The sequence below is a fragment of the Verrucosispora sp. NA02020 genome, assembly GCF_013364215.1.
GTDB lineage: Bacteria > Actinomycetota > Actinomycetes > Mycobacteriales > Micromonosporaceae > Micromonospora.
In genome coordinates this window covers 4,988,432-5,003,231 of sequence record NZ_CP054923.1, presented here as the reverse complement: position 1 = coordinate 5,003,231, position 14,800 = coordinate 4,988,432, and the positions used below count along the sequence as shown (strand labels likewise).

The following is a 14,800-nucleotide window of genomic DNA, read 5'->3' as shown; positions in this document are numbered from 1 at the left end:
GCGAGCCTGCACTTCGAGGAGCCGAACCCGAACATCGCGTTCGCGCAGACGCCCGTGTTCGTCAACGACCGGACGGTGGCCTGGGCCGACGACGACCAGGAGACGTTGTTCGCCGGCATCAACAGCTTCGGGCTGAGCGGGACGAACTGCCACCTCGTGCTGCGCAGCGCGGACCCGGTCGGCGCACGGCCCGGCGGGGGCTCGCCGTCCTGCTTCCTGCTGCCGCTGAGCGCTCCCGACGCCCCGGGCCTGACCAGGCTCGCCGAGCGTTACCGCGAGGTCCTGGCCCGGCCCGAGACGGACCTCGCCGACCTCGCCTTCACCGCGTCGGTCGGCCGGTTGCACCATGGCGTACGCGCCGCGTTCGTCTTCGAGAACCGGGCGGAACTCGACGCGTTGCTGGCCCGGTTCCTCCAGGACGGCGACGTCGGTGCCGCAGGTCCGGACCTGAGCCGGGGCGCGTTCCGCCTGGTGCTGGAGCGTGGCGACAAGCGGGAGCCGCACGACCTGCTGCACTCCGAACACGACGAGCTGAACCGGGAAGCGGCGGCGACCGTCGGGGCGACCGACCGCGCCGCGCTGCGCCGGTTGGCGTCCCTCTACGCCCGTGGCGCGGAGGTCGACTGGCAGCGGGCCGCCCCGGCGGGCGCGCGCCGGACGTCGCTGCCGACGTACCCGTTCGCGCGGACCCCGTGCTGGATCGACGCCGTCGACCAGGCACGGCGGGGTCTGGTCGACGGCGCGGACGTGGTGCGTTCGCTGCACCGCGACATCGTGGTGTGCCGGCTGACCCCCGAACGCTTCTGGGAACTGGCCGAACACCGCATCCACGGGGTCAGCGTGCTGCCCGGAACCGGGCTGGTCGAGATGGTCGTGACGTCGGCGCGGCGGCTCGGCCTGGCCGAATCGGCGGTGACGCTGCGCAACGTCCTCTTCGCCATGCCGCTGGCGGTGGCCGACGGCGAGGAGAAGGAGGTGCACGTCATCTTCGAGAGCGCGGGCGACCTCACCGCCGTCACCATCGCCAGTCGGGGCGCCGACGGTGAGTGGGTGGAGAACGCCCGCGCCGACCTGGTCCGCGACGCCGTCGTCGAGCCGGTCGCGACGCTGGACGTGGAGGGCCTGCGGCGGCGGTTGGACCGGCCGCTGCGGGAGCCGGAGGGTTCCGATCACGCGAAGGGGCTGGACGTCAGCGAGCGGTGGACCGCGACGCTGGGCGCCGGGCACGCCGACGCGGAGTCGACCGAGCTGCTGTACGAGTTCGCGCTGCCGTCGCGGTACCGGTCCGAGCTGTCGGACTACGTCCTGCACCCCTCCCTGTTCGACACCGTCATCAACGCGCCGAGCAACGTCTACGACCAGGAACGGCTGTATCTGCCGTTCTCCTACGGGATGCTGACCGTCCGCGACTCGCTGCCGGCCCGGGTGCTCGCGTACTTCCGTCGGCGGCCCGAGTCCGTGGCCGGTGCGCTGTACGCGTTCGACGTGACCGTGGTCGACCCGGCCGGCCGGGTGCTGCTGACGGTCGACAACTACTGCATCAAGTCGGCGGTCGACCTCGACGTGACGGGGTCCGGCGAGTACGGGTACGTCCAGACCTACCGTCGGGTCGCTTTGCCCGCGTCGCCACCGCAGGGCACCGGGACCGTGCTGCTCTGCGGAGACTTCGGCACCACGTTCACCGGCGTCCGGGATCACCTCGCAGCGTCCGGTTACGACTGCGTCCACGTGTCCGGTGTGGCCGACGCGGTCGGCGACGAGCGGCTGGGGGAGCGCCGCGAGTTCGCCTTCGGTGTGCTGGCCTGCCTCCCGGCCGAGGGCGACTCGCTGGCCGATGCCACCGGCGAGCCGGTCGAACGGGCACTGGGCCTGCTCAGGCTCATCTCGGAGCGGCAGGTCACGTTCGCCGACGGCCTGCTGGTCCTGACGCACAACGCGCTGGCGGTCACCGGTGACGAGTCCGCGCTGCACCCCGGGCAGGCCGGCCTGCTCGGCATGATGCGTGTCGCGGCCCTGGAGTACAAGGCGCTCGGGATCCGGTGTGTCGACAGCGACGAGGACACCGGGCCGGTGCTGCTGGTGGGTGAGGCCACCAGTGCCGATCGGCCGCCGTTCCTGCTCTACCGCGACGGGCGTCCGTACGAACCACAGGTGAAGCGGCACCCGATCCCGTCGTCCGCCGGTGAGCGGGCGCTGCCCGGTGACGAGCGGACGCCGCTGCCCGGCGGTGACGGGGTGACGGTCATGTCGGGCGGCACCGGTGACCTCGGCACCGCCGTGGCGCGGAACCTGATCCGGCGGGGCGTGCGTCGACTCGTCCTGCTGGGGTCCGACCGCGCGGCCGGCACCCGGCCGGAGTGGTCGGAGTTCGCGCGCGACCTGGACGTGTTCGAGGTGGTCCGGCTCGACCTGGGTGACCGGCAGGCGGTCGAGGCGATGGTGCGGGACCTCCGCGCGCGGCACGGCCGGATCTCCGGGGTGCTGCACCTCGCCGGGCGGCCCGGTGTCGGCTTCCTGTACACGAAGAACCTCGACGAGTTCATGGAGGTCTACCGGCCCAAGGCGCTGGGCGGGGTGCACCTGCACGAGGCGACCCTGGCCGACCGGCCCGACTACTTCGTCGCGTTCTCCAGCATCGCCGGGCTCCTGCTCAACCCGGGCCAGTCCGACTACACGGCGGCGAACCTGGTGTTGGACAGCCTGGCGCAGTACCGCGACCGCGAGCGGCTGCCCGGCCTGAGTGTCCAGTGGCCGGCGTGGCGCGAGATCGGCATCGCCCGGCGGATGGACGCGGCCGACGAGGACGAGTTGTTCCCGCCGCTGGACACCGCCGAGGCGGTGGACCTGCTCGACGCCCTGATGAGCGCCGGTGGGCACCCGGCGGCGCTCATGCCCGGCCGGATGAGGAGGACGACCCGGCAGGCGTCCCCGGACGCCGGGCGGAGCGCGGTCGGGCGTGCCGTCGAGTTGCACGGGCTCGCCGAGTTCGGCGACCTCGAACGGGGTGTCGCGCAGATCTGGGCGGAAGCGCTCGACCTCGACGTGCTCGACGCGTACGAGGACTTCGGTGACCTCGGCGGCAACTCGCTGCTGACGGCGCAGATGTTGAAGCTCTACGACGAGCGGTACCCCGGTCTGATGGACATCACGGACCTCTTCCGCCACACCACCGTCGCCGCTCAGGTGGCCTGCCTGAAGGCCAGGCTGCACCCGGACGAGCCGGCCGCCGAAGGGCCGCCACCGGCCGCCGAGGCGGACGAGGGCGACATCGACAAACTGCTGGACCTGCTGGAACAGGGCGCGATCACGGTCGACGGCAGGCGGGGCCTTCTCGAGGGAACGGACACCAGATGAGCAGCGTGAAGGATTTCATCCTCGAGCAATTCGTCAACAAGCAGATCGACCGGGAGCGCACCAAGCGGCTGCTGCGCGAACTGTCCGAGGCGAACCTGCACGAGGACATCGCGGTCATCGGACTGGCCGGTCGCTTCGCCGAGGCCACGAACGTCGACCAGTTCTGGGACTTCCTCAAGGTGAGCCGGGACTGCATCCGGGACTATCCGCAGTCCCGCAAGGAGGACATGTACGACATCCTCCGCAACCCGTACTACGCGGAGGTCATGCTGGGTCGGCCGGTCGACGAGGCCGACCTCGACCGGCTCTACTCGGTGAGCGGTTACCTGGACCGGATCGACCACTTCGACTCGCGGTTCTTCGGCATCCCCCCGCTCGAAGCGGACTACATGGACCCGAACCAGCGCATCGCGCTCGAGGTGGCGTACGAGGCGCTGGAGAACGCCGGCTACGGCGGCGAGAGCGCGATCGGGTCGAGGACCGGGGTGTTCCTCGGCCGCGACCAGTCGAACTACTCCTACTACCGGATGTTCTCCGAGCGGCACCCGATGCAGCTCTCCGGCTCGTGGGAGGGGATGGTCGCCAGCCGCATCTCCTACCTGCTGGACCTCAAGGGCCCCTGCATCATGACCGACACCGCGTGCTCCGCCGGCAGCGTCAGCGTCCACCAGGCCATCCAGTCGCTGCTGCTCGGCGAGTGCGACATGGCCCTGGCCGGCGGCATCAACCTGTCCTCCGGCGGCGAGCCGAAGACCAGCTTCCTGTCCGGCGCGACGATGGACAACGTCGTCTCCGGCGACGACAGCGTGCGCACCTTCGACGCCCGCGCGAACGGCACGCTGTGGGGCGAAGGTGCCGGCATCGTGCTGCTCAAGCCGCTGAAGAAGGCGCTGGCCGACCGCGACCACGTGCGCGCCGTCATTAAGGCATCCGCCGTCAACAACGACGGCACGTCGAACAGCATCACCGCGCCCAACGCGCTGATGCAGGAGCGGGTCATCCTCGACGCCTGGGCCAAGGCGAACGTGCCGGCGGAGACGATCACGTACGTGGAGGCCCACGGCACCGGGACCGTCCTCGGTGACCCGATCGAGGTCAAGGGGCTGACCAACGCGTTCCGCCGGCACACCGACCGCAAGCAGTTCTGCGGCATCGGATCCCTGAAGACCACGATGGGCCACATGGTGGCCGCCTCCGGGTCGGCCTCGCTGGCGAAGGTCGTCAGGTCGCTCGAATCCGGCCTGTTGGCGCCCTCGTCGAACTTCGACGTGCCCAACCCCTACATCGACTTCACCGACAGCCCGCTGTACGTCAACGACCGGCTCATGCCCTGGGACACCGACGGCGAACCCCGTCGGGCCGGGATCAGCTCGTTCGGCTTCATCCGTACGAACTGCCACATGGTGCTGGAGGAGGCGCCCCGCTACCGCGCCGCGCCGCAGTCGCGGGAGCGTTACTGCCTCACGGTCAGCGCCAAGACCGAGGCGGGGCTGACCGCACTCCTCGGCGGGTACGCGGCCGTGCTGGCGGACAGCCCCTGGTCGCTCGCCGACATCTGCTACACGTCCAACGTCGGTCGAGGCCACCACGAACACCGCGTGATGATCATCGCGGCGACGAAGGCGCAGTTGGCCGAGTCGGTCGACCGGCTCCGGCGGCACGGCCCCGGCACCGACGCGCAGCAGGGCATCCACCACGGCGTGCACGCCGTGGTCAGCGACAAGAGGGGCGATCTGCGTCCCGGCGACATCACCGCCCAGACCGGCAAGCGGCTCTCCGACTCGGCCAACGCCACACTCGCCGAGTACCGCTCGCGGGGTGACGCCGCCGCCCTCACCGCGTTGGCCGACGCGTACGTCCGTGGCGCCCGCGTCGAGTTCGCCGAGTTCTACGCCGACGAGCCGCGTCAGCGGGTGCCCCTGCCCACCTACCCGTTCGAGAGGATCCGGCACTGGGCCAAGCCCATGCGCACGAGCGTGCGGAGCTTCGGCGCAGGCGAGACCAACCCCCTGCTGGGCACGGAGATCAGCCGCTCGGACAGCACGGTCGTGTTCGAGAACCGGCTGTCCGTCGACCGGCACTGGGTGCTCTCCGACCACCGCATCGAGCACCGGCCGGTGGTGCCCGGCACGACGTACCTGGAGATGGCGCGGGCCGCGCTGGCCGCGGTGGAGAACACCGGCAGCATGCGGTTCGAGAACGTGTTCTTCCTCGTCCCCCTCGCCGTCGAGGAGGGGGAGGAGGCGACCGTGCGTACCCGGCTGGACCGGCTGGAGCGGGGTTACTCCTTCCAGGTGGCCAGTGCGCAGGAGGGCGAGTGGGTCACTCACGTCGAGGGTCGGATCAGCCCGCTGGGTGACGCCGACCCGTTGGCGTCGGTCGACATCGAGGCCCAGCAGGCCGCCGCGATCGAGGTGACCGACCCGTACCCCACCGAGACCGACACGGGTGTGTTCCAGTTCGGTGCGCGCTGGGACAACGTGCGGGCGGTGTGGCGACACGAAGCCGGTGCGTTGACCCTGCTGCGCCTACCGCAGGGCGTGCCGAGCGAGACGTTCGGGCTGCACCCGGCCAAGCTCGACAACGCGGTGAACCTCATCTCGCAGAACAGTGGCGAGACGTTCCTGCCGTACATGTACAAGAGCTTCGTGCTGCTCCGGCCGATGCCGGAGACGTTCTACTCGCTGATCCGTACCGTCCGCGACGACAGCGACGAGGGCGAGACCATCACCTACGACGTGGATCTCGTCGACGTCGACGGTGAGGTGTTCGCGCGCATCACGGACTACACGGTGAAGAAGGTCGACTGGCGGCGGTTCAGCCTTTCGGGACCGCGCCGCTTCCTCCAGGTCGAGTGGCTGTCGGTGCCACGGGTACCGGCCGACGCGGCCGGCGGCGAGGTGTGGGCGCCGGTGGTGCTGGACAACCCGGCCGGCCGGCGGCTGGTCGCCGCGGTCGAGGCGCAGGGACACCGGGTCGTCCCGTGTTACGTCGGCGAGCGGACCGACCAGGGTCGCCACGTGTTCGCCCTGCACGAGGACGGCGCGGGGCCGCTGGCCGAACGGCTGCGGCAGGAGGGGGTCGACGGCGTCCTGTTCGCCACCGACTTCACCGCGCCCGAGCACACCGACGAGGCGGCGCTCACCCACAGGCAGCGGCGGGCAACCGGTGTGGACGCGCTGTTCGAGCTGTACCGCGCCTTCGTGGCGCACCGGGTCAAACTCGCCCGTGGTCTGAAGGTCCTCGGTCGACACGCCTGGCAGGTCGGACCCGGGGACGGTGTCACCGATCCGTACTCCGCCGCCACCGAGGCGCTCGCCCAGGTGGTCGGGCAGGAGCACCGGCATCTGCTGGTGGACGTGCTGGACGCGGGCGCGGACGTGGACCTGGACTTCCTCGTCCGGGAGTCGTTGGGCGGCACGGGCGGCGTGCTGCGGGCGGTGCGCGGTACGCAGACCCACCTGCGGCGCCTGCGGTACGCCGAGGCGGCCGACGAGGCGGGGGAGTCGCCGTATCGGGGTGGGACGTTCGTGGTCACCGGTGGTGCGGGTGGCCTCGGCCTGAGCGTCGCCGAGGAGATGGTCCGCGAGGGTGCCGAGCGGGTCATCCTGCTGGGTCGCCGGCCCCTGGCCGAGGAGACCGCGCGGCGTGTCGAGAAGATCGTCGGCGCCGAGTACGCCCTGTGCGACGTGTCGCGGGAGGCTGAGGTGCGCGCGCTGGCCGCGCGCCTGCGGGAGGAGTCGGTCACCCTCGGCGGCATCGTCCACGCCGCGGGCGTGGCGGGTGACGGGTTCCTGGCCACCAAGCCCCGTCCGGCCTTCGACGCCGTACTGGCGTCCAAGGTCGACGGCAGTCTCGCCCTCACGGAGTTGGCGAAGGAACACCCCGGCGCGTTCCTGGTGTTCTTCTCGTCCATCACCGCGATCGTCGGCGGGCAGGGGCAGGGTGACTACTGCAGCGCCAACGCGTTCATGGACTCCCTGGCCGTGCGTGCGCGCGCCGAGGGCGTGCGCGCGCTGTCGATCAACTGGCCGACGTGGTCCGAGGTCGGCATGGCCGTGCGGTACGGGATCGGTGACGGCGACTCGCCGTTCCGCGCCCTCACCGTGAAGGACGGCCTGGCCTGGCTCGGCCACTTCCTGCGCGCCCCGGCCGACGGCGTCGTCCCCACCCGGTTCGACCTCGGGGCGCTGCGCGAACAACTGGACGAGATGCCCTTCCTGCTCGACGAGGACGTCGCCGCCGCCGTCGCGCGGGCGGGCACGGGCGGGTCGTCCGCCGACGGCGAGGCGGCCGAGGTCCGTGTCGTCGGCCTGTCCGACCCGAACCAGACCCAGCTGAGGATCGGCGCGGTCTACGGCGCGGTTCTCGGCATGACGGAGGTCGACGCCCATGAGAGCTTCCAGGACCTCGGCGGGAACTCGCTGATGACGGCGCAGCTGTTGCAGAAGATCGAGGACGTCTATCCCGGTCGGATCGACATCGCCGACCTCTACTCCTACGCGAGCGTCGTCAGCCTCGCCGGCTACATCGACGAACGCGTCGCGGCGGAGTCCGGTCCGGCCGCGCCGGGCGCGGCGCACCTCGGAGAGATGGACCAGTCGCTGCAGGACGTCCTGGCAGAGATCGGCGACGCGGAGCTCACCACCATGTTCGCCGCCGAGACCGGCGGTGCGGGGAGGAACCAGGGATGACGTCGAACGCCGAGCTGAGGAAGGACCTGCTGCGGTACCTGCTCATGCAGGTCAAGCAGGAGGCGCTGGACGTCGACCGGGCGAAGGAGTTCATCCGGGCGATCGGAGACGAGGGCCGGGACGCCGACGACCGCGTCGCCGTCGTCGGTATGGCCTGCCGCTTTCCCGGGGCGTCGGACAAGGAGCAGTTCTGGCGCAACCTGGTGGAGGGCCGGGAGTCGATCGGTGACTTCCCGCCGCTGCGCCTGGACGATCTGCGCCGCGTCGAGGGCGGCACCTCGGCCGTGCGCCGGGGCGGCTACCTGGACCGCATCGACCTGTTCGACGCGGAGTACTTCGGCATCCCGCCGCACGTGGCGACGCAGCTCGACCCGTACCACCGCAACCTCCTGGAGGTGCTGGTGGAGACGATGGAGGACGCCGGGTACGCCAAGAGCGAGTTGTACGGGTCGAGGACCGGCGTCTTCGTCGGCAACGATCACACGCACCGGCTGATCACGTCCTACCTGCCGTTCCTGTCGGAGCTGGACTTCGCGGCCATCACCGGCTCGTGGTCGGGCATCCTGGCCAGCCGGCTGTCGTACCTGCTCGACTTTCGCGGACCGGCCTCCGTCGTCGACACCGGATGTTCGTCCGGGCTGGTCGCGGTGGACGCGGCGATCAAGGCCCTGCGCAACGGCGACTGCGACACCGCGTTCGTCGCCGCCGTCAACCTGTTCCTGTCGCCGTCCAGCCTCGGCAACGAGACCGAGTCGGCCGGCCACCGGGTGCGGGCGTTCGACGCGGCGGCCGACGGCACGGTGTGGAGCGAGGGCGTGGCCGGGGTCTACCTCAAGCCGCTGTCGCGTGCGCTGGCCGACGGCGACCACGTCTACGGCGTGCTCCTCGGCAGCGCGGTCAACAACGACGGCCGCAGCAACGGCCTCACCGCCCCGAACGCGCAGGCGCAGAAGAACCTGCTGGTCAGCGCGTGGAAGCGGGCCGGGATCGCGCCGGAGTCGGTGTCCTACATCGAGGCCCACGGCACGGGTACCACGCTGGGTGACCCGATCGAGGTCAAGGGTCTGACCAGCGCCTTCGCCGAGTTCACCAGCCGCCGGCAGTTCTGCGCGATCGGCTCGGTGAAGACCAACATCGGCCACACCGTCGGGGCCGCGGGACTGGCGTCGCTCATCAAGACCCTGTTGTGCCTGGACCGTCAGACCATTCCGCCGTCGATCCACTTCGACGTGCCGAACGAGCTGCTCGACCTGGCCAACGCCCCGGTCTACGTCGCCGACCGGCTCACCGAGTGGGAGCAGGGCGACACCCCGCGTCGGGCCGGCGTGAGCAGCTTCAGCCTGAGCGGGACGAACTGTCACGTCGTGCTGGAGGAGGCGCCCGCCCGCGCGGCGGTGCCCGCCCCGGCATCGCCGCCGCAGGTCTTCCCGATCTCGGCGCGTACCGAGGACCTGCTGGCGCGCACCGCGGCGCGGCATCTGGAGCACCTCGACCGTCATCCCGAACTCCGCCTGGCCGACGTGTGCTTCACCCTGCAGGTGGGCCGCGAGCACCAGGCCGTGCGGGCGGCCATCCTGTGCGAGAGCCGGGCCGGTCTGCGCGACGGGTTGCTGCGGCTGCTGCGCCCGGAACAGGTCGACGACTCGCCGCCGGTGGACGGTGCCGTCGTACTGCGCGAGGACGCGCCGGCCCGGTCCGGCGGCACGCCCGGTCACCTCCGCGACGCGGTCGCCGCCTTCCTGGCGGGTCGCGCGCGGCCGTTCGCCGGCCTCCACCGGGACGCGGACGTGCGGCGGGTGCCGATGCCACCCCAGATGTTCCAGCGCGTACGCCACTGGGACGAGACGGTCCGGGCGCAGCCGGCTCCCGGCGAGGAGAGGTCGGCACCGGCGGACCCGGTCGACCGGCTCCGGGGCATCCTGTCCCGGCCGCCGCACCTCGAAGGGCTCCGGGAGTCCGACGCGGACGCGGTGCCCCGCACGGTGATCGCCGGGGTGTGGTCCGGCATCCTCGGCTACCCGACGATCCGTGGCGCGGACGACTTCTTCGCCCTCGGCGGCGACTCGATCTCGTCCGTGAAGATCACGCAGTTGCTCAACGCGGTGCTCGACGTCGAGATCCCGCCGACCACCCTGCTGGCGAAGCCGACGTTCGACGAGTTCGCGCACGTGGTGATCCGGGTCCACGGGGTGGACGAGCACCTGGTCCGGTCGCGGCTGAGCGGGGCGGCCCGCCGCCCGGCGCACGCGGAGCACGTGGTGGAGTCCTACGAGCTGCCGCTGACCGCCGCGCAGCGCAGCATGTTCGTCTCCAGTCAGGTCGACGAGGAGTCGGTGACGTACAACGTCAGCGGCCTGACGATCCGCTCCGGCACGCTCGACATCGGCGAGCTGGAGGCGTGGCTGCGCGTCCTGGTACGACGGCACGACAGCCTCCGCTCGACGTTCCATCTGCGGGACGGGGAACCGTTCCAGCGGGTGCACGCGGAGGTGCCGGTCGCGGTGGAACACCGCCGGCTCGGTGCCCTCCCGCCAGGTGAGAGCCACGAGAGCGCGGCCCGCCGGGCGATGCGGCTGTTCGTGCGTCCGTTCCGACTCGACAGCGCCCCGTTGTTCCGCTTCGGCTACTTCGAGTTCGACGACGGCGTGTCGTGCGTGGCGATCGACATCCACCACATCATCACCGACGGCACGTCGATGGGCATCCTGTTCCGGGACCTCGGCGCCGTCGCGGACCGGGCCGCGCTGCCGCCGTTGCCGGTGAGCTACCGGTCGGCGATCCGTGGGCTGCTGGAGCGGCAGAACAGCGCCGGCATGGCGGCGCACCGCGACTACTGGGTCGCCCGGTTCGCCGACGGCGCGCCGACGCTTCAGCTCACCACGGACTGGCAGCGGGCGGAGGTCGCCAAGGCGGCGGGCGCGACGCTCTTCGCGTCCGTGGACGGCGAGACGCTGGAGGCCGCCAAGCGGTACGCCCGCCACCACAACCTCACCCTCTACATGGTGCTGCTGGGCGTGTTCCAGCAGGTGTTGTCCCGGCTGAGCGGACAGGGTGACGTCGTGATCGGCGCGCCGGTGATGGGTCGGCCCGACCTGGCCTACCAGGATCTCGTGGGCATGTTCGTCACCACGCTGCCCATCCGGGTCACCGCCGCGCCCACGACCGGCGTCGGCGACTTCCTCACCGGCCTGCGGACCACCCTGCTGGAGGCGTTCGCGCACCAGGAGTACCCGCTGGAGTCCCTGGTCGAGGAGCTGAACCCGCCACGGGTGCCGGGCCGCCGGCCGCTGTTCGACGTCTGCTTCGTGCACCAGAACACCGACATGGGTCTGGAGCCCGACGACGAGCGGATCCTCCCGTTCGACGACGGCAGCGCCAAGTACGACATCACCCTGAGCACCCGGGAGGCGGACGGCGCGCTGCTGCTGGAGTGGGAGTACTCCACCGCACTGTTCCGCGAGGAGACCATGGCGCTCTACTCGGAGCGCTACGCGACGCTGCTCCGGTCCTTCCTCGCCGCCGCCGACGGCACGCCGGTGGGCACGCTCGACCTGATCCCCGTCCGGGAGGCCGAGCTGATCCGGACGTTCGCGACGGTGCCCGCGCCGACGCCGGACACCCGCAGCATCGCGCGACTGTTCGAGGAGCACGTCGCCGCCGATCCCGGCCGCCCGGCGCTGATCGCGGACGACCGGAGCCTGACGTACGGGGAGCTGAACGCCAGGGCCAACCGGATCGCGCACGGTCTGGTCCGGCTGGGCGTGGCCCCCGGCGCACCGGTGGCGCTGCTGCTGGACCGTTCGATCGACATGGTCGCCGCCATCCTCGGTGTGCTCAAGGCGGGGTGCTTCTACCTTCCGCTGAACACCGACTTCCCGTCCGAGCGGCTGCGGGTCATGGTCGAGGACGCGGGGGCCGGTCTCCTGCTCACCTCCGACGCGCGCAGCGGGCAGGCGGCGGAGCTGGTCTCCGAACGGCTCCGGATCGTCGGCGTCCACCAGCTCGCGGAGTCGACGGCCGAGCGCGGGAACCCGGGGCTGCCGGGCAGCAGCGCGGACGAGGCCTACATCATGTACACCTCCGGGACCAGCGGTGCGCCGAAGGGGTCGGTGATCCGGCAGCGGAGCGTGCTGCGCGTGGTCCACCAGTCGGTCTGCTACGCCGCTGATCCGAGTGACGTCTTCCTCATGATCTCGGACTACTCGTTCGACGGCTCCATCTACGACATGTTCGGGGCGCTCACCAACGGCGCGTCGCTGGTGTTGCTGGACAAGGCGTCCGTGCTGGACCTCGACCGGCTCGGTGCCGCGATCGAGCGGCACAGGATCACCAGCTTCTTCATCACCACGGCGATGTTCAACGCGCTGATCGACCACGCGTCGGACTCGCTCGGCGGCGTCCGCAGGGTGATCTTCGGCGGCGAGATCGCCTCACCGGCGCATGTCCGGCGGGCGTTCGAGCTGCTCGGGCCCGGCCGGATCAGCCACGCCTACGGCCCGACGGAGACCACGGTCTTCGCGACCATCCACCGCCTCGACGTGTGGGACGCCGACGACGCCCTCCCGATCGGTACGGCCGTCAACGACACCTCGCTGTGGGTGCTCGACGAGCGGTTGGAGCCGGTGCCGGTCGGCGTCAACGGCGAGCTCTACATCGGTGGATCCGGCCTGTCCGACGGCTACCTGAACCAGCCCGAGATGACGGCCCAGCGGTTCGTGTACTCGCCTGCGGTACCGGGGGAGCGGCTCTACAAGACCGGCGACATCGTCACCTTCAAGACCAACGGTCTGCTCTACTACACCGGCCGCCTCGACCAGCAGATCAAGCTCAGGGGCTACCGCATCGAGCTGGCGGAGATCATCCAGGTCGCCCTGAACGAGCCCTTCGTCCGCTGGGCGCACGCGGGACTGTACGAGACCACCGAGGGCAGCCGGAGTCTGTGTCTCTGGGTCGGGTATCTGGACGACCAGGACCACGGGCCGGCGCTGCGGGCGGCCCTGTCCCGACGGCTGCCCGACTACATGGTGCCGTCCTTCATCGTCAGGGCCGACACGGTTCCGCTGAACGCGAGCGGGAAGGTCGACGTGGCGGCGCTGCCGAAGCCCGACTTCACGGCGGGGGCGACGGCTGTGGCACCGGAGACCGACTCGCTGCGCGTGGTCGCCGACGCGTGGCAGCACGTGCTCGGTGTGCCGGTGGAGGACATCGACGCCGACTTCTTCGCGCTGGGCGGCGACTCGATCAAGGCGATCCAGATCGTGGCCCGGCTCCGCGAACAGGACATCACGATCCGGGCGGCGGACCTCCTCGGCAACGCGACCATCCGGTCGCTGGAGGAGAAGCTGTCCGAGTCCGCCGGCGCCGGGACCGGAGTGCGGGTGTACGACCAGAAGCCGCTGTCCGGACCAATCACGGCGAGCGCGATCCAACTGGCGTTCCTCGACGACCCGGAGGCCCACAACCGGGTCTTCAACCAGTGCCTGCTGGTCACGACGGCCGAGCCGGTGTCGCTGGACCGGCTGGTACACGCGGTGCAGCGGCTCGTGCGCCAGCACGACATGCTCCGCGTCGAGGTCGACGAGCAGCGTGCTCTGGTCCTGCGTGACGTCGACGCCCCGGGGCTCGTCCACGGTGACCGGCCGCCGGCCGGTCTCTCCGACGAGGCCCTGGCGGACTACCTGCGGACGGTCCAGGCGCGGGTCGACGTGCGCGGTGGCCCGGTCGTCAGCCTCGCCGCCGGGCTGGGGGAGGGGGGCGTGCAGTTCGCCATCGCCATCCACCACCTGGCCGTCGACGTGGTGTCGTGGGGCGTCCTCTTGGAAGACCTGGCCACCTGCCTCGTCGACCCGGACGCCGAGCTGCCCGCCAAGACCATGCCGTTCCCGGCGTGGACGAGCGAGGTCAAGCAGCGCGCCGAGGACGGCGGCCTCCGTGCCCAGTTGCCCTACTGGCTCGACCTGGCGCGCAGCGCTGGTGCGGCGGGCGAGGTGTTCGTCGAGCGTGACGTGAAGCGGTCCGAGACCGCCTCGACGGTGGTGCGCCTGACCGAGACCGACGACTTCGCCCTGTTCGACGCCGCACGGAAGGCGCACGGCGCGAGCCAGGTGGAGACCGTCCTCACCGTGGTGGCACGGGCGTTGGCCACCGTGACCGGCGAGCAGCGGGTGCTGTTCACCCTCGAAGGGCACGGCCGCGAACCCATCGCGGGTGACCACGAACTCAGCCGGACGGTGGGCTGGTTCACCAGCACCTTCCCGCACCTGGTGCAGGTGGAGCAGAGTGTGGCGGACACCGTGGACACGGTGCGGCGGTCGTTCGAGCGACTGCCGGACAAGGGTGCCGGCTTCGGCCCCCTGCTGCGCTTCGACACCGGCCTGGACGCGGAACGGGCCGTGCTGACCGCGGTCCGGCCGCAGATCGGCTTCAACTACCTGGGCGGTCAGGACAGCGCCGACGGCATCACCTTCACCCACCTCCCGCTGGACATCACCACCGACGGGGAACACCGCTCGCCGTACGCCCTCGACATCGTCGCCTCCCGCAGCGGGGGTGAACTCCTGATCGAGGTGCGGTACCCGCGCGCATGGGAGGCGAGCGGCGTCGCCAAGCAGATCATCGCGGCCCTGGAGGAGTCGTTCCACGAGGTCCGGGACGCCCTGAGGTCCGGTGAGCCGAGAGGCTTCCAGGTCTCCTCGCCGATCCGTCAGGACGTGCTCGCCGACATCCTGCTGGACGTCGAGGGCGGAATCTGA

At 71.0% G+C, this 14,800-nt stretch carries 3 protein-coding genes (1 of these 3 only partly in view); all 3 read left to right on the top strand.

Annotated features, from left to right (window positions below; genetic code table 11):
• Tightly spaced (each overlapping or abutting the next), the 3 genes in view from HUT12_RS21865 to HUT12_RS21855 form a layout consistent with a single transcriptional unit that may run on beyond the window.
• Window positions 1–3,354, top strand: the 3' portion of a protein-coding gene (locus tag HUT12_RS21865; protein WP_176094560.1) for a type I polyketide synthase. It extends 1,239 nt beyond the left edge of the window; only the last 3,354 of its 4,593 coding nucleotides appear in the window; the start codon falls outside the window, past its left edge; its stop codon occupies window positions 3,352–3,354.
• Complete coding sequence (locus HUT12_RS21860) at window positions 3,351–8,048, top strand: SDR family NAD(P)-dependent oxidoreductase (protein WP_176094559.1); 4,698 nt, start codon at window positions 3,351–3,353, stop codon at window positions 8,046–8,048. Before HUT12_RS21865 ends, HUT12_RS21860 begins: the two co-directional genes overlap by 4 nt.
• Window positions 8,045–14,800 (top strand): non-ribosomal peptide synthetase, encoded by a 6,756-nt coding sequence (locus HUT12_RS21855; RefSeq protein ID WP_176094558.1) that lies wholly within the window; start codon window positions 8,045–8,047, stop codon window positions 14,798–14,800. The genes HUT12_RS21860 and HUT12_RS21855 overlap by 4 nt, the downstream gene beginning before the upstream one ends.

Bases quoted from the DNA above. Each gene is read 5' to 3' on its own strand.
- HUT12_RS21860 (WP_176094559.1), top strand. From the start codon at position 3,351: ATGAGCAGCGTGAAGGATTTCATCCTCGAGCAATTCGTCAACAAGCAG.
- HUT12_RS21855 (WP_176094558.1), top strand. From the start codon at position 8,045: ATGACGTCGAACGCCGAGCTGAGGAAGGACCTGCTGCGGTACCTGCTC.